A 17,167-nucleotide genomic window follows, 5' to 3' on the forward strand; every position below is an offset into this window, starting at 1 on the left:
ATTTCACTCATACACTATTTAACAGGAATGTTAAGTTCAAAAGCAGTTTCTAAAGCATCACTTTTAACTAAGCTTAAGGTTCCTTCCATAGAATTAGCCGCAGATTTTGCAATTGCAAGCCCTAAGCCAAATCCACCCGACTTAGATGCTCGACTATCATCTAATCGAGAGAAAGGCATAAATAACTCTTCTCTTTTATTATCTTCAATTGGAGGCCCATCATTTTTGATAGTGATCCTAATGAATCCACCTTTAGTCTTAACTTCTACATGTACATGATTACATGAATATCTAATCGCGTTTGAAATTAAATTATCCAATGCAAGTCTCAAAAGTATTGGAGAACAAAATAATGTTAGTTCATCATCAGACTCTAACTTAACTTTTTTATCGCAATTATCCCAAAAGTTCAGCCTTTCTTTAACTAAAGCTATAACATTACATGCTTCTTTATTGATTTTTTGACATTTACTAAGATTATTTAGTTTAGAGAGAAGAACAACTTTATCACTTAAATCCGTTAAGTCATCAATATATCTATCAATATCATCAAGTAACTCTTTTGTATCTTTATCTATTTTTCCCTTTCTTATTATTCCTACAGCTAATTGAATTTTACTAAGAGGTGTTCTTACTTCATGTGGTACTGCTTGTGCAAAGATCTGGCTTCTTGTAAAGCTACCAGATATCTCCTCTGCCATTTCATTGAAGTAAAAAGCCAATTTATTTAATGGCTTAGGTATGTTTTCATTAGCTCTTACGGATAGTTCTCCTTTCCCAAACTTTTTTTGTACAAGGGTTAGATTTTCAATCTGCTTTTGAAGTTGATACGTTGGGTAATACAGTAAAACTCCGATAACAATTAGAATAACTGAGCAAACTAGTAAAGGTACAAGAACCTCTGGATCTTTATATATTGGAGTTGTGGATAAAGCCTCTTCACTTAGTTTTAAAGGTGGTCGATCACTAATTAAAAGAAAACCATTTTCAATTCCAATTTCATAAATCGCAAACAGAGTTTCAGAATCTTTTTCAAAGATATCAATTCCTTTTACGTTTGATAGATAAGTTAGATGCCCTAAATTAACCTCGTCTAATTTTGAAACCCACTTCACATCGAAGTGTTGGTAAGGCATTGGATTTTTGGAATCTTCAAAATAGCTCTCGAACGATACGCTATCTTGTTCTAATTGATTTTTAATAGTATTAAATACATATTTTGTATCTCTATGAAAATCTACTAACTCATCATTACTGAGGTATTCAGTAGTGAGGAAGAGAGTGAATCCTACACTGGTAAATAGCGACAAGATCATACTTATATAGATTCTTGTAAACATTGGAGGAAGAAAGTTATTCATCGATCATCATGTACCCTTTGTTTCTTATGGTCAAAATGTACCTGTGTGGAGAACTGTTATCCTGTAACTTTTTTCTTAAAGTAGATATTCTCATATCTATAGAGCGATCATTGTATCCATGCTCTACCCCTCTCAATGATCTGCAACATTCTTCTCTAGTCACTACTTTTCCTACGTTACTCATGAGTACGAGTAACATTTCGAATTCTGCATTCGATAAGTAAATTCTATTCCCTCTAAAGATAAGCCGTCTTGAATGCGGCTCTAACTCAATATCTCGTACTTTTAGCGGTGTTTCTTTTCCATTTAAGGGCAAATCTTTGGTTAGTGCTCTTCTTATCAATGCTTCAATTCTAGCTACTAACACATGTGGCTTAACTGGTTTTGAGATAAAGTCATCTGCCCCAAGCCTCAATAAAGCTACCTCATTCAAGTCATCGGAACACGCAGTCAAAATCAATATAGCTCCATCATAGAAACATCTAGCTTTTTGACATACTTCACTACCATTTAACCCAGGTAGCATAAGGTCTAAAATCAAAACATCAGGGGCATTTTCTTCAATTTCTTTTAATGCATCCTCTCCCCGATCAAAGGTATCAACCTCAAACCCCTCTGTAGTTAAGTACATCTTTATCAATCGAGCGATTTCATGATCATCTTCAACTAACAATACTTTCTTTGTACTCATGTTGTTCACTATTTCATATGATAAACTCATAATTATAGGCTATTTGATAAAGACCATTCATTTCTCTTACATATGCTTACATAAATGAAAAATGATTACTTTTGTTTACTTATAATCGGCCACTTCTCAGTTACTATTGATATCTAATTCAATAGAATTCACAACCATGAAGTGAATTATCATAGATATAGGTTTTTATGTTTATAAAAACAATTAAATTATTAATTGTACTGGGAATTATTTTTGTTACTGGTTGCTCGACAATTAAGGATTCTAGAAGCTCGATCAATGAAAAGAAAACACACCAGTACTCTGTCAGTATTGAAACCCTATGGATTGATACTATAAAAATAATTAACAATTCTGATCTTCAACTTGTTTACGAAGATAAGCCTAACGGAAATATACTGGCTCAAACACCTATAAATGCATTCAGTTGGGGAGAGAATGTATTTATAAATTTATATGGAAATCAGAATGAATCATTTATTAGAATTTCTTGTAAAAGAGCAATTGCAACTAATATAACATCTACGGACTGGGAAAGTTTTATCATAAAAAAACTAGATAATAAACTCAATCAATCAAAACTTGGAAATTAAAATGAAGATAAAGTCTATTTTATTGGTAGTACCATTACTTACTGCACTATCTGCGTCGGCTAACGAAAGTGACTTCTATATTGGTGCTGGCCTAGGTACTGGCGGTATAGATACTGATATAGCTAAAGATATACCTATTCCAATGACTATTGATTCAGAAGGTACACCTATCTTTATCAATGCAGGGTATAAGCTAAACCCTTATGTTTCCTTCGAAACCAAGCTACAAAAGCATGGTGATATTTCTTTTAAATCTCCACTTGCCAAAAATGAGTACAAATGGAGTCCGAAGTCATTATCATTTAATGCTAATGTTTCTTACCCGATTACAGAATTCTTATCTCCTTTCGTTTCTGTAGGTGTAGGCTATATCTCTTTAGATGAGAACCAGGATTCCATTGATAAAGATACTGGTGCAACTTTTACCTATGGTCTTGGGCTAGAGTTTACTCCTGATTTCTTAGGTCCAGTTTCGTTCAATGTTGCATATCATGCCGAACAATTCGATTTAGAATCAAAAGCGAATAACAAAGACTACTCCGTAACACTAGATACTTATAGTATAAATATTAAATACAATTTCTAAACAAATCTCCCTACAATATTTTTGTAGGGAGTTAAAATATTTTCTTTATAAATTTATATATCTTATTGCCAACTCTTTGTTATGATTCTACTCACAATTTATTATTAATTATTATCGAATAGGAACACTCATGTGATAAGCTGCATATAGTTTTCAAGAAAAATATAAAAATGAGGTACTAGAGATCATGACAAAAGAATTTGAAAAAACTCTACTTAATATCCGTAGTTTAAGAGTATTTTCTCGCGATTTATCTTTAATCCAGCTTGAAGAAGCTCTAAGTAAATTTTCAAAGGTTGTAGAAGAACGCCGTACAGAAGAAGACAAGATAAAGATTGAACTAGAGAAAAAACAAGAAAAACTTGAGGAAATTGCTAATCAGATTCGTGAACAAGGACTCGATGCTAATGCCGTAATTTCTGCCCTATCTTCCCAACAGCAAGCCAAAAGCAAGAATAAACGACAACCTTTGCCAGCCAAATATAAATACGTCAATGAAAATGGATTTGAAAAGACTTGGACTGGACAAGGACGTACACCTAAAGTGATACAATTGGCGCTAGACTCAGGTGCCACTTTAGACGACTTCGCTATTTAAATACCCTTATCATTCAGAATTTTTTTCTGATGATATCTATAGTTGACTTTAAAATAGAATCACCTATTGACTGAAGCACTATACTCTCATTAATGTTCATTACAAGGTTCGTGACACTAACTCACCAAAATCAAGTCTATACTCAAATCATTACCTACGGTTTATCAGCTATAAATGCCTTCTACGACCTACTCATAGTAACGCTCGCTTCACGAACCTTTCAAATCAAATAAGAATTACCTTATGTAGTCTTGATTTGAGCAAGAGTTAGTTTCTTCAACCATATAAAACCTTTTCAAGTGGTAAAGTTGTTAACACGCGTAGACTATAATAGTCACTGCATTTCTCAAATCCACTCCAATTGGTAATAATTGGCCTTTAGAACACTCTACCCTTGTAACTTTGTTGCTAAAGCAGAAACCGTTGGTTTCTGCACAATCCGAATGCATTGTATACTTAATGAGTTAGTTGACTCCTTTAGTGTGGTGGGGATTTTGCAACGTCAGCTCGATAATCTTGTCTTCTGCTTGCTCTAGTATGCGGTTTTTACTGCGTTTGAGAGGCTTATGGACCCGTTTTATCCCCATCGCTCCTTCTGCCATTGTTTTCTGTTAGGTTTAGAGTGGGTGGCGAGGGCCACCAAGGATACGAGCGGCTTTAGTTATACTTCCAAACTGTTCAACAAGCACTAATGCTTCTATTCGCCGTTCAACCTCTTTGCCTTAATCACTGCATTTGGGATACTCAACAAGTTCCGTTATATCGAGCTGACGGTGACCAAAATAGGCTGCGAACTTACCATCATACTTACAACGGATTTCCACTTGTTGGTTGACGATTGAATAACGAACGGGTGAATAGATGACATACATCTTATTATCAAAGCTGAACGTATGGTTTCGCCGCATCTTACGATACTCTTTTTGCACATAGATAGTATTGAGGTCTAAATCATCAGGTATGCACTAACAGCCCGAACGCAAACCTGTAGGCTTAACCATGGCGTTTTTTTACCCAGTAGTTTTTATGATCTCTTTTTGCAAATACCGATTCGAACTTTCCATATCCGTGATCTTGAGCAATCGAGGTTCTGTTACCAGCCTATCTTGGAAGGTATCGAAGGATCGCTCTATACATCCCTTAACTTAAGGCAAGTGGGAGAAAATAATTTAGATACCGAGTTCGTTACAAGCTCGCTGCATTTGAAAGGAGTTTTGCACGTCTTTTTTGATCGGTTCTGGGATCTTATTGGTTTGAGCACGACCTTTGTTACCATGAACAGCGAATCGATTACCTTCTTTGCGATAAAAACTCAAGTAATGCTCAACGGTTCTTTGAGATTTTTGCAGCAATTGAGTAGCACTATCGATAGCGATTTTGCCATCAAGGACTTTACTAATGATATCGACAGTGGGCTGGGACTTTGAATCCATGTGAACATCCTTAGCCCCCTTTAAAGCTTATTTGATTACTTAAAAAATTACGCTAAATCACACCCGACATTTTCCCTCGGCAGTTAGTCTAATGACAAAGTCGCTTGGTAATTAAGGTACGACAGAATCGCTTGGTGATCACACACATGACCTAATTGCTGGACTCACTTTTGGACAAAAATGTTTCAGTGACTTTGCTAAATTAGCGATCCATGAATTAGTTAAGGTATGAAAAAATCACTTAACAACGTGTCTCGTCTGGCTGTACAGCACATATAGAGAATCCCAGTTTGTTCAACAGTCAGGGTTGCAGCGTTTAGTCCTGATTTGTTAGAGCGCATTCTCGATGATGACTTTTGCCCCTGTTTGGCTCTTGATAGTTCTATAATGCTGACCGTCTACAAAGTGAAGCGCTGCATAATCGCTGATACCATAACACGGAGTGTTACAATGCTCTCTGGAGAAGCGACCGAACAAGTCTGCCTTTTCATCACTTCCAGTAAAATGTGCCGACGCTAACCCACGAACAAAACCTAACGCATCAATAACAGCATATTCCTCAGGATTACTGTCGGTAATACCATGATCAAACAAACATATAGCTCCTGCGCTCATGCCACATAAAACAACGCCACTTTCATAGCAATCTCGAAGTATGTTATCTATGCCCCATTCTTTCCAGATCGCAAGCATTGAGCGAGTATTTCCGCCGCCAACATAAATGACATCTTGTTCTTGTAACTTAGTACGCCAATCTAAGTCTGGCTTGAAGAGAGGAAAGTGATTTAAATTACGACTAAGACTTGAATTATAAAAACGTTGAATGGCCTCGTCTGCGTCACCCGACGCTGTAGGCACATAACAAACTTTAGGATCTTGCTTGCCAGTTATGTCGAGTACATAGCGATCTAATTCGCTTCGCTCTTCTCCCATCATCCAACCACCACCGCCCAGCGCTACGATGTGCTTTTCCATATACAATACTCCGATTTTGAACTACGCACTCTAAACCCCTGTCGCTTAAACTATGTGGCACCAAACCACTCCACCCCAAAACAGAATATTTAAAGTCCAGACCATAACACTCTGTACAGGAAGCATATGGAAAACTAACTGGGGACATGCCTTAAGCTCACTCAGTGAGAACAGCATTTGAGGTTGAAAATCCCAACTGGTTGCTAAACTAAGACCTCGTTTGAACCTTGGATGATTCACCAAATATTCAGCATAGGATGAATAAATAGTCCATAAGCCCAAAAAGCCAAATAACTCAATAAGGGAGATTACCTCCAAACTAAATGGTAATAGTGAAGGTCCACTGATGAGCAAAATAGCTGCAAACATCCATTTTTTGTTTCTCATTACTCATCCTTGTTAATGATTTAAGCAACACCTGTAAGGTGTATGAAACACAATACTGATGCTACCATGAGCACTAAAATATAAGGATAGAAAAATGCCATACGTGCCGAATCAATCTTGAATAATTTGGTATCTAATCAAGTTTGTTAAGATGACTCAACGCATATTTTCTCATAACATGCGCATTATCGCCTGAGCCTTGCTCACCACATATTAGGTCACTCACAAATAATTCTGGGGATGAGTAAGCAGCTATCTTCTGAGGGGCAAATGACATTACCGTTCCGTACTTACCACAGCGCCAACCATAAGCAAATGGTTCAATCCTAGGATAGGTCGTTTGCTCGAATGCATCCAAACTTGGATAACTTGATAAAACGGTTTCGTGATCGTGATGCGCTCCACTTAAATGTCCTATTTCATGTTCCATAACATAGTCTGCGCAATCTAAAGCAGCGAAGAAAAAGTTGCCCGAATCGCTTGATAAACCACAATTGATTCCGCCAAAACTAGTCTGATAACTTTCAAAAACCACACCAATAAAACTTGGTATAGACTTGTCATTGAGTTCTAGCGGCTCATAACCAAGGCTTAAAGCGAGCAAAACTTTCGCTGCGCTTAAAGATTGAAACCAACTCTCATCGATTTCATCGAGAAATTCGACTTTGCTTATATGGCGCTCCATTGGAACACATGAATTACGCAATACTGTGTTCGAAAAGTTAACCCATTTGTTGAGAGTGTGGTAAACATCATCCTTACTTCGAGCATCCAATACTTTTGTTGGTAAATAAAACTGAATCGGCGTTTTCAGACTTTCGCTTTGCTTGCACTTCGGATATGAAATTGCTTCAGCAAATGAAAAGCTACTCCACAGAGTCAGAATGAAACAAAGGCAATGTTTCTTTAACACTCCATACTCCTTATTGACTAACTTTTTAGGGGTGAGACAACACAAGACCAGAGTCGCTACATACAACTTCAAACACTAAAATCAACGCATACCAAAAATGCCACACGTGTTGAATCCCACTTAAACTGTTTGTGTGAACTTATGCCTCTGATATATAAACACTTACTTCACGATCTTTACCTTGCATGCGGTTTGTCTGATCGCCCACGTATTTGACACCAAGCTTTTCAATAACTGATTTTGAACGCTCATTTCCAACTAAACGCATTACTTTTAACCTTGTTAATCCATAATGCTTTTTTAAATATGAAATCAAAACCTTAGATGCTTCTGTAGCATAACCACAGCCCCAGTAAGGAACGCCCAACCAATAGCCCAGAATACCCAAACCATTTTCCAGTTTTGGAAAACTAATAGCACCAATAAGCTCAGAACTCTCTTTTAGGGTAATGGCTTAGACAACACCTTTACCACTTAAAAACAACTCAGCATGAGTACGAATCCAATTTTCAGCATCACTGACGCTATATGGATAAGGAATATTTGCCGTCATTTCTGAAATTTGCTTGTCACCAGCCAACTCGGCAACACGCTCAGCGTCAGGCAGAGAAAATGGTCGTAATATGAGTCTCTTACTTTTAATTGCTTGCTGCATAACTTCCCTATTCACATAAAGCTTCTTAGTCGCCTAAAAGCCGTTTTCCATCCCCTTATTATGCAACCCCCTTAATACAACTTCAACATGTAATCAAACGGTTAATGAAAGTTAACAGATATTCGATTACACGATGCCTTATAATTTCTCAAAGTCTGATTTCCATACTCCTTCGGATAACTTTTGATAGGTAAAAGCACTAGGAACGAAGTGGGCAAGAGCTTTTGCTCTGAATTGCTTTGGGGCAAAGGCATGTTGGCCTAGATCACAAGTTTGCGGAGACCAGCGTCAGCACGTTCTAGGATAAAAGCTACTTCGAGGTTCAGCTCTTCTATTTGTCTTCGGATAATGTCTAGCAATACAACTGGCTAGAGATCCTCATCGTTCAAATGTAACTAAGTGACAAAACCCAGCGTATCACTTCACTTCAAATCAAAGAAGTTGAAGAATTGAAGAACTATCACTATCATTTTTGCCATTCTTCATAATATTTTCAATTGGTTAGAAGGCGATTAGAGAATGAGAAACGTTGTTAGTGACGATAAAATCAGTGATTTTCGAGACTTAGTTAACTCAAACTCTAGCTTTGTGTATCAAATATACAAAGATAAAGGTGGTAAGAATCTTTTTAACCTCGTTTGCTCTGCTATGGATTGGATCTCTGTCTCTGTTCGCCACTTAGAAAATGCGCCTGAGTTTGACAAGAACATAGATAGTAGATGTATGCAGGTCTACTCTCTGATCTCTTCAATAGACCTTATTTTCGAGTCAATAAAACAACTCCATCGAGTGTTTATAACTGATAAGAAAGATCCGTTTTATGGTGAAAAGAAATGTTTCAAAGATCGTCTCTTCGCTAATGAAGATGATAATAATTATTTTAAAACTATCAGGGCGTGTTTCGGTGCTCACCCTGTAAATCTGAATCAAGAAAACTCAAAGCGTTTCGCAAGTTGGCCATTTCAAAGTCATTTCAACACTGGCGATTTGAGTATTCATTTGTACAGTCGAGATGTGGGTAAAGAAGACCTAACGTTAAACCTCAATATCAATGAGCTGCTGGAATTTCTCAGAATTCGATATGAGTATCTTGATGTTATTGCTGATAGGATTAAAACGCTGTTTGTTGAGTATCAACACAAACTTTCAAAAGAAAAAATTGAGACTAAATCAGATCCTTTAGAACAACTCTATGTTCTTCGTACTGAGTCAGAAAAACGATTAGATAACGACTACTATAACGGGGAGATTGACGACCTGATTATGATTTTTGAAGCGGAAGTAACTGACGCTGACCTTGTACCATTGGCTGATAAGTATAAAGAATCCCTCCTACCTCTGATTGAAGAGATTAAGGCGAATCTTCAAGAAATGAACATCGTTGACCTAGCAAACGATAGTGAGCTGAGAATAAGATCTGAACTTGATAAAGAGTTACGTTATGAACTTGGTAAGTTCTACACTTGGGTTCACGGTGGCAGGTACGATCCGCTACTTGAATACTATTTTGAAAGGTTTAACGCTTCTACTGACGGTAAGTTCAAGTTCACCAAAACTGATGACATCAAACTTACGTTTCTTAAAGCAAAGCTCATGCTAACTGAATAGTGTGAACAAATTGGCTCAGCTTTTTTCTTTTGCTGTTCATTACTTTTTGTATATCAAAGTTACCTCAACATCACTGTTTGAACTTTGTTTTGCTGTGTATCTTAACTGATACACTCCTACCTTATTGAACGCCTTTTGGATAGTTGTTGAGACTTGGTGGCGATCATTTTCAACTATCAAACCCTAGTTACGCATGATTGTTCTGTTACGGGCTTATTCATACGCATCAGGAGCAACACCTCTGTTAAAAAATTGGCGAGGCTATATGCCTCGCCGTTTTTAGTTTTTTTAACACTGACTATCACTACAAAAGTTTAAACGTTGCCACCTTGTCCGTTAGTTCTTGTTCTTGTAGTTTCAACTTGGTTGACTCTTGCGAGCTTTCTTGAGTTCTGATGACAAGCTCATCGGCCACGTCTTTGATAGAAGTGATATTTTGCGTGATCTCACCCGTTACGTGTGTCTGCTCTTCCGCTACTGTCGCAATTTGTGTTGCCATATCGCTGATCAACGAAACCGCTTCATGAATTTCACTCAACGCATTCGTTGCTTGGTCTGTGTCTGATACCGACGTGTTTGCCAAGTTAGAGCTGCTATCCATTAAGCTAACCGCTCGTGTGGTAGTTTGCTGAAGCGTATCAATCGTCGCTTTGATCTCTTCAGTGGACGCATGAGTATGTTGTGATAGTACTCGAACTTCATCCGCTACCACGGCAAAACCGCGTCCTTGCTCACCAGCGCGTGCTGCTTCGATTGCCGTGTTAAGGGCCAGTAGGTTTGTTTGCTCTGCAATGCCTTGAATGGTCGAAAGGACGGTAGAAATCTCTTGCGCGTGGCGCTCCAACTCACAGATAACGGTGCTTACTTCGGCAAGCTCCGTCGCAAGACTGTTGATATACCCCTTAGTGCGTTGAACCAAAGACTGACCGTTGTTCGTACTCGCGGTTGAATCCTGCGCAGCGTTGGCAGTTTGTTCAGCATGAGAGGCAATTTCACGGGTAGCACTCGCTAACTCTGTTACCGCTGTTGCAACCATGGTGATCTCTTGCTGCTGCTGATGATTCTCAGAAACGGCGTTGTTCGAACGCTGAGTGTTGTTGTCTGACTGCTCATTGATGAGGTGTGCTTGCTCACGAATATGACCAATCAATTTTTGCAGACTACCCACAAAAGTATTGAAGTTGTTCGCCAGGCGGCCTACTTCATCAACACTCTCCACTTCAATACGCTGAGTAAGATCACAGCTACCATTGGCGATCTGCTCCAGCGCTTGAGAAACGTTATTTAACGGTCTAAACAGAATGCTACATAGCAGGTTGAACAGCAGTGTACAAATAACAACCACGATTGCTGTTGCTAACATTTGGCGCCTTACCCAGTGAAACTACGTTTGCGCCAGTAGCAGCGGCAACTGTTGGGTTATCCATAAATACTTTGTTTGGGTCTGCGACAGCATTGATGTACCAACCCCATTTACGCGGATCATCATTCCCTGGCGGTAATACAACGCCATTCGCATTTACTTGACTACCGTCTGGATATGCCAAGAATACGTTGTCGAAAGCAGCCGAGTGACTAATTTGTTTTAGGTGCGTAACGATTGCGGCTTTATCTACCTCTGAGACAGCGAAGTCAACGCACGCTCTTTTGATAGTAACCAGTCAGCCACATATTAATTGTAAAATGCCGTTGCACTCTCAAGGCGCTGCTCAACTTCTGCATCCATGCGGCTTAGCGAAGCGTTGAATGAAAGTGCTTCTACCAGTAGTCCCCCGACTACAATGGCAGTACTCGCTGAAATCGCAAGTTTGTTTTTAAGTGACAGTTTCTGAAACATTGGAAACCTTTTTATAGTGTCATGTTCAGTTCCAATTGGAACAAGCAAAAAGAGGCGTAAATATAATTTCAAAACGTGAATTGAATAATGAGATAAGTTTAGTTTTCAAAGTTGTAGCGCTCAAATATTCATGAAAAAGTCACCACCTCTAATTCAATTCCCAATATTTATGTCGTTGTGCAATCGTATAAACCTACCGTTGCTCTAGCCTACTGAACCCAGTGGCACATTTAGATTGACATTAGTTCTGCCCAACGGTTCGACAGTTAAAGGGACGTTTGCCACCCAATTGGCATACTGAGTGGCTGTGGTGATGGGTATTGCTCACCCGTCACTTCCTCAAAGCTGACACTATTGCCACGGTTCGGGTCACCATAAGTAATTGGCTCAGAGGCACTAAAGTCCTGCTTATAAGCAGGACAACATCAATTGCTAATAGGCTAAAGAAGCTTATAGTTAACGGCATTGTGAAAATGACATATGGTCTGTTGTGCGGTTTCTAGCTTTAAGCCACAATAAGGACAATGAATGATGTTAAACGCGGTTTGCCAAAGCAATTCACCGACTTCATTAATTTCATGGCTTAGTTCAAGGTCCATCTCTTTTGCTGTCTCAGAAATAAACAAAAACCATTTCTTATCCGCTGTGTAATGATCTGTACAATACACTTGAACTTCTTGCGGCATATGCTCGCATTGATGCTGTTTATTCATCCCCTCTCCCTACTTCATTTTAAAAAAAGCAAAAAATTTCAGTGTCTTTTACTTGTTGTATTCTCTTTGATTTGTAGCGATTACAACCAAAGAGACCAGGGACCCGAGACTCTTTGTCAGTTTGTTTTGGAAAAGTTGATTGATACTCGTTGGTTCTAGCGTTACGTTGACCAAAAGACCTGTGGCCAGAAAAACAGTTGCTAGGGTTTGATGATCTTGATTTAAAAATCTGACGTTGTTCTTCAACAGTTAAACTGTTTGCTTTTTGTAAAGCTTCGCTATCTGACATTATAACGCCCTCTCCTCTTAAATCCTCAATTAAATTTAAATCATCGTTTAAAGGATTTTTAATAACTTTCAAATTAGGATTGTTATACACGTATTTACTTCGTTTTAAACTCATCAATTTCAAACTCCTTACAATGTTTTAATATGGACTTAATAAATCACATAAAAACCCCATTGTAAATATAAAATTAAAAATATAAATCAATAAAAATATTTTTAATTATTAAAAACTAACACTCTTTTTTAGTTTCGTTTAAAATTAGGTTTCTATCCATTTCAAATTTAATAGGAATAAAAACCTAATGACACTTACTGAAAAGCAAGAAGCAGCAATAGAAATATTTAGTAATCGCAATAATATCAGAGGGTTGCAGCTATCTCTTGGCGAACTAGAAGCTATCTGTGATAGAGTTGGACATATCATAGAAGAACTAAAATCTGCTGAAGAGATTAAAAAAGTTGAGACGGCCATACAAGCGTTGAAAGCCGTTGGTATTGAGATCCCTGAGGAACTCTCCCACAAGCAAAAGAGTTTGTCTGGCTCGAAATCTTCTGCTACCACTCAGCGTAAGCGAGCGCCACTCGTCAAATTTAAAGTAGGAGACGAGATTTTTAAAGAAAGGTCTCAAGGTAAAGCGTCACGCGAGCTGGCGGCAGCAATAGAAAAGTACAATAGTGACAATGGCACCAGTCTTACTAAGAAAGATTTTAAAACGGATAACGGATGAAGTTGTTTAGGATAGAAATCTTGAGCCTAAGGAAACTAAGGCTAAATACCATTAAGACTTCATCGGCGTTGATTAGCACAACTATTTTAAACGAATTTAGTTAACCACGAGTTCATTGTTGGAACAACTAATATCTGTTTATTGGCAAGTAACCACCCAATTGAACTTCTCGCTCGAAGAGCGAGTATATCGACAAGAGTATGGTAGCTTTGAGGTGGGATATCGATTGAACGCTTGATGTTGAGTGTCCACTTCTCCCTTTATATTATTATATATACCTTAGAGAAGTGGACACGTTCGCGGTTTACATTGTAATGGAAAATTGACGTTCAATTGAATCACTAATACGTTTAGCATGCTAACGCATGCAGCATTCGATGTTGAGATGTTACGTTAGACTCTCAGGTTAGGACTGTTGACTCAAGGCCCACACATTCATTTATTTTACATATTAAATGTGACCTGCCCCATTTTTATAACCCCATACCACTTAAGTAACCTCTCCTTCTTGAAGCGAACTTAGCTACAGGTTCAGCCTTATTAACAATGAGATGGATATTTCAAAACAAATATCTTAAACACATCTAAATTATTTTCATTTTCTATTTATATTTAAATACTCTGATATATTATAAATTAAATATAAAAACCAAATCATTTAAACAACTGAAATACAAACCATAAATCAATATCGATAAAAAACTTAAAAAATTGATTGATCTTATCATTACTTATTAATTAGAATTTTATAAAACTAATTAATTGAGAAGAAACAATGGAATATTTTTATAAAAATATTAGTGGCGCAACGGAATTTAAAAACATCAAACTACATGTCACTAAGAATGAAAATGATATTATAACAAGTACTAATACCCGTGATGATTTAACGATGAAACTTCCGAGTGAAGTACTCTCTACTATCCCTGTTTACCAAAACAGGGTTAGTTCGATAGCGATTTATGCGTCTACTAGCGTACAAGATATGATTGATGCTATAGCCACTTCCATTCATTTTAAAAAGGAATTGTTAATTTCAGGCCATTCCATCGATTCACTTAACATGATACCTTTGCTTCAAGAGGTGTACCTTATTTCTCATGCATGCCGATTAACCGATAATAATAGTGAGTTAATAGAACATGCTCTAAAACAACTCAAACAGGCAGTTCACAGCGCATTTGTATCGATTGAATCCGCAATATTCTTCGCTTCAACACTCTTCAACATCAGTAGTCATGAAATTGTCCGTCAGTTAACGTCCATCAATGAACAAGAGGTGGAAGCAATCAAACTCTCCCTGGATTTTTCAAGCGCTAAACAAGTTTCCTGTTTAAACCAAATCGAGTTAGCGTTAAACCGCGTTAATGTTATCTCTGCTGAAACTGGTGTTGGAAAAACCACCTACGTCATTGACCATTATCTTCGCCAACGACTTAAGGCCAATCCAAACTTAAAAATTGCTACCATTTCCCATAAGGATGCCATCAATAGTAACATAAACAATAAGATTTCAAAGCTTTTACCACATGCGAAGCAAGCAAGCCACAATACCCAATCGCTAGAGAAGCTTGAGAATGCACAGCTCATCGTTTCAACGACTAACTCGCTGCCCAAGATGCTTCAGTATGTACTCCGCTGTGATTTAGTTATCTTCGATGAAAGTGAAAAAGGATTTATATCCATTGATGGCAGTCATTACAATAGTGATTTACTGAAAGCAAACTCCTTTGATGCAATAAGAACGGTCATTACTGATGCTAAACATGTCATCATGATGGATGCAGACAGCACAAACTGCATCACAGGCCAATTGATTGCATCTACAGGAATTAAAGATTATCAGCTGTATAAAGTAGAAGGCGGAAGATACTCCGACATCAATATCACAATCACGAATAGAGACGAAGTACTGAACGAAATCGGGGGTGGACACAATCCTTATAAAGTGATGGCTTTCGATAAGAAAGAAGCGTTGTACCAATATTTGTTTTCGATGGGTTTTCAATCTTCGGGTAAAGGCTGCGCTGAAAAAGCGCTAGAAGCTGGATACCTCGTGATTACGGCTGATACCCGTAACAAAGATGCCGTGAAGAAATTTTTAGCCAACCCAAACGATTCGTGCTTCTTGTACAAAAAAATCTTGTACTCACCTTATATTGATTCAGCAGTCAGTATCGAGGCGAATTACACCGACAAGGTTTTGGTGGTATCACATAGCATACTCATGCCCAAAGAACTGATACAAATGGGACGCAGGTTTCGCCAAGCCAAAGAAATTATTTTCGCTGTACAGAAAGACCATGTGACTTGCTATCAGAACAAAAACATGAATACCAATGGTGAGCCACTCAACAAGTCCTTTTCTTTTGAGTATATGCAGCACCTTATCCATCATATTTCCACACATACGCGTCACAATATGCCGTTATCTCTACAACGTACTGCTGAAAGTTTAGGTTTTCGAGTTAAAATCAAAGAGTGTTCTCCATCACAACGTTACCGTGAATCCTTGTTGCAAAAGCAAATTACAGAAGCTTACAAAGCCTCTGTCAACGAATCTATCTACAAGGCACCTGAGCACGTTAGTGACCTGAATGAAGCAAATCAAGTCATTCATTCAGGCCAAGCGAATAACTTACAACTCTGTGCAGCAGAAAAAAGAGTGATTTCTGAAAGACTGTGCATCCCAATGGATTCTCTAACGAATGAGGCGATTTCATTTTCTAGAGACCAAGCCTCTTTACTCGAACATTTACAGAAATATATGGAATGGCGCACGACGAAAACGCCCTACAACGAACTTTATGAACTGATAGATATTATTTTTAAAACGTTAGAAATCTCTATTGACAATATCAACCAGAATCAATCGATAACTACGTCAAATTATTATCATGCTTATGATGTCATTAATCAGATATTAAATAGCAATTCTAAACTCTGTAAAAAACTAAGTAGCATGAAAACAATGTTAAAGCCCATTATTTGCAAATCACAGTCTAAAAGTTATCGAACACGAGCGATAAATGACTTTCTTTCTAAACTTGGTTTTGATTGCCAGAGAGATTATAAAACGAACAATAAATATAGAAAGTATAACATCAGCCTAAACCCAAATGCGTATCCATCTGTACTTTATGTTTATCATCGTGATGTTACTTCACTTGATTCACTGCATTCTAATATGCAATCATTCAGCTCTATTTAAATCATTGTGACTTTTAATCCATGAAAATGATTTTCGAAATGCAGTATCGACGTACTGAAAAGTTTATCTATAAACGTGAAGAGATCTGCTCAATCTTTAGAAGTAATGATATCGAGCAGATCATCGCAAAGCATGACTATATCATCAACATCAATTTTGAGCGCTTTGTTTACTTACGTTCTACGTTACCTGATGAGTTTTTTGAAAAGTTGGCGCTATCTCTGCGTGAAGACGATTTGAGTTATGTTTCTTTCGAAGATGCCCTATCTCGCTGGAGTGTGATTTCTCAGGTCCCAATGCTATTGATTTTAGCTACGACTGGCGAGTCGGGTTTTTATAAGACCAGGTTTGGAAGCATTGAGTTTGTCCACGTTCCCCACAGCAAAGACACCATCTTGGCAAATACCAGCGAACCTTACGATACGCTTAGGCTTGCTAAAAAGCTTTTTGCTTTTGAAGATTTAAAACGGATTGATAGAAACATGCATCTTGTCGATCATGAAGAACTCGATGCGGATGATTAAATAATTAAAATGCTCTCATTTTTCTTTTTTGCAAAAATCCATTGACTTTTAAAACCA

16 protein-coding genes and 2 pseudogenes are annotated in these 17,167 nt (G+C 37.7%); 7 read left to right on the forward strand and 11 right to left on the reverse strand.

The window, feature by feature from the left end:
• Positions 1-14: 14 nt before the first annotated feature.
• The gene (locus R7035_RS18885) at positions 15-1,361 is read right to left on the reverse strand and encodes a sensor histidine kinase (RefSeq protein WP_213907052.1); all 1,347 of its coding nucleotides are present in this window, start codon (positions 1,359-1,361) and stop codon (positions 15-17) included.
• On the reverse strand, positions 1,354-2,052 hold the full coding sequence (locus R7035_RS18890) for a response regulator transcription factor (protein WP_258484523.1): 699 nt from the start codon (positions 2,050-2,052) through the stop codon (positions 1,354-1,356). The genes R7035_RS18885 and R7035_RS18890 overlap by 8 nt, the downstream gene beginning before the upstream one ends.
• Positions 2,053-2,249: 197 nt before the next feature.
• Between R7035_RS18890 and R7035_RS18895 the strand changes: the two genes are divergently transcribed.
• The 3 genes from R7035_RS18895 (at position 2,250) to R7035_RS18905 (ending at position 3,838) form a co-directional block, all read left to right on the forward strand.
• The gene (locus R7035_RS18895; RefSeq protein WP_046875420.1) at positions 2,250-2,654 is read left to right on the forward strand and encodes a hypothetical protein; all 405 of its coding nucleotides are present in this window, start codon (positions 2,250-2,252) and stop codon (positions 2,652-2,654) included.
• Position 2,655: 1 nt separating this feature from the next.
• A complete protein-coding gene (locus R7035_RS18900; protein ID WP_213907055.1) occupies positions 2,656-3,240 on the forward strand; it encodes a porin family protein in 585 nt (194 codons plus the stop codon).
• A gap of 187 nt (positions 3,241-3,427) precedes the next feature.
• Entirely contained in the window at positions 3,428-3,838 is a 411-nt protein-coding gene (locus R7035_RS18905) for an H-NS family nucleoid-associated regulatory protein (protein ID WP_213907056.1), read from the forward strand.
• A gap of 722 nt (positions 3,839-4,560) precedes the next feature.
• On the opposite strand, the gene R7035_RS18910 is transcribed toward R7035_RS18905, so the two are convergent.
• The 6 genes and pseudogenes from R7035_RS18910 to R7035_RS18935 form a co-directional block, all read right to left on the reverse strand.
• Positions 4,561-4,746 (reverse strand): hypothetical protein, encoded by a 186-nt coding sequence (locus R7035_RS18910; protein ID WP_250159041.1) that lies wholly within the window; start codon positions 4,744-4,746, stop codon positions 4,561-4,563.
• Positions 4,747-5,007: 261 nt separating this feature from the next.
• The gene (locus R7035_RS18915; protein ID WP_258484530.1) at positions 5,008-5,271 is read right to left on the reverse strand and encodes a hypothetical protein; all 264 of its coding nucleotides are present in this window, start codon (positions 5,269-5,271) and stop codon (positions 5,008-5,010) included.
• A gap of 330 nt (positions 5,272-5,601) precedes the next feature.
• Positions 5,602-6,246, reverse strand: a complete 645-nt coding sequence (locus tag R7035_RS18920) for a peptidase E (protein WP_258484529.1) — start codon at positions 6,244-6,246, stop codon at positions 5,602-5,604.
• 45 nt (positions 6,247-6,291) lie between these two features.
• Positions 6,292-6,633 carry a hypothetical protein gene (locus R7035_RS18925; RefSeq protein ID WP_258484528.1) on the reverse strand — a complete coding sequence of 114 codons (342 nt, stop codon included), beginning with the start codon at positions 6,631-6,633 and terminating at the stop codon, positions 6,292-6,294.
• 133 nt (positions 6,634-6,766) lie between these two features.
• Entirely contained in the window at positions 6,767-7,546 is a 780-nt protein-coding gene (locus tag R7035_RS18930) for a hypothetical protein (RefSeq protein ID WP_258484527.1), read from the reverse strand.
• A gap of 139 nt (positions 7,547-7,685) precedes the next feature.
• A pseudogene (locus tag R7035_RS18935) lies at positions 7,686-8,201 on the reverse strand (GNAT family N-acetyltransferase).
• Between the two features lie 519 nt (positions 8,202-8,720).
• Between R7035_RS18935 and R7035_RS18940 the strand changes: the two are divergent.
• Positions 8,721-9,809: a hypothetical protein gene (locus R7035_RS18940; protein WP_258484526.1), complete on the forward strand. Its 1,089-nt coding sequence runs from the start codon at positions 8,721-8,723 to the stop codon at positions 9,807-9,809.
• 304 nt (positions 9,810-10,113) lie between these two features.
• Here the strand turns inward: R7035_RS18940 and R7035_RS18945 are convergent.
• From R7035_RS18945 to R7035_RS18955, 3 genes and pseudogenes are all read right to left on the reverse strand, one after another.
• Positions 10,114-11,646, reverse strand: a pseudogene (locus R7035_RS18945) (methyl-accepting chemotaxis protein).
• Between the two features lie 440 nt (positions 11,647-12,086).
• Complete coding sequence (locus tag R7035_RS18950; RefSeq protein WP_213906856.1) at positions 12,087-12,359, reverse strand: hypothetical protein; 273 nt, start codon at positions 12,357-12,359, stop codon at positions 12,087-12,089.
• 19 nt (positions 12,360-12,378) lie between these two features.
• Entirely contained in the window at positions 12,379-12,762 is a 384-nt protein-coding gene (locus tag R7035_RS18955) for a hypothetical protein (protein ID WP_213906857.1), read from the reverse strand.
• A 187-nt stretch (positions 12,763-12,949) separates the two neighbouring features.
• Here R7035_RS18955 and R7035_RS18960 point away from each other — a divergent pair, with 187 nt between their 5' ends.
• From R7035_RS18960 to R7035_RS18970, 3 genes are all read left to right on the forward strand, one after another.
• A complete protein-coding gene (locus R7035_RS18960) occupies positions 12,950-13,375 on the forward strand; it encodes a hypothetical protein (protein WP_213906858.1) in 426 nt (141 codons plus the stop codon).
• 775 nt (positions 13,376-14,150) lie between these two features.
• Entirely contained in the window at positions 14,151-16,586 is a 2,436-nt protein-coding gene (locus tag R7035_RS18965) for a DEAD/DEAH box helicase family protein (protein WP_213906859.1), read from the forward strand.
• Between the two features lie 20 nt (positions 16,587-16,606).
• Complete coding sequence (locus R7035_RS18970) at positions 16,607-17,110, forward strand: hypothetical protein (protein WP_213906860.1); 504 nt, start codon at positions 16,607-16,609, stop codon at positions 17,108-17,110.
• Positions 17,111-17,167 lie beyond the last annotated feature (57 nt).

The organism is Vibrio sp. 1731 (assembly GCF_033339955.1).
Lineage (GTDB): Bacteria > Pseudomonadota > Gammaproteobacteria > Enterobacterales > Vibrionaceae > Vibrio > Vibrio alginolyticus.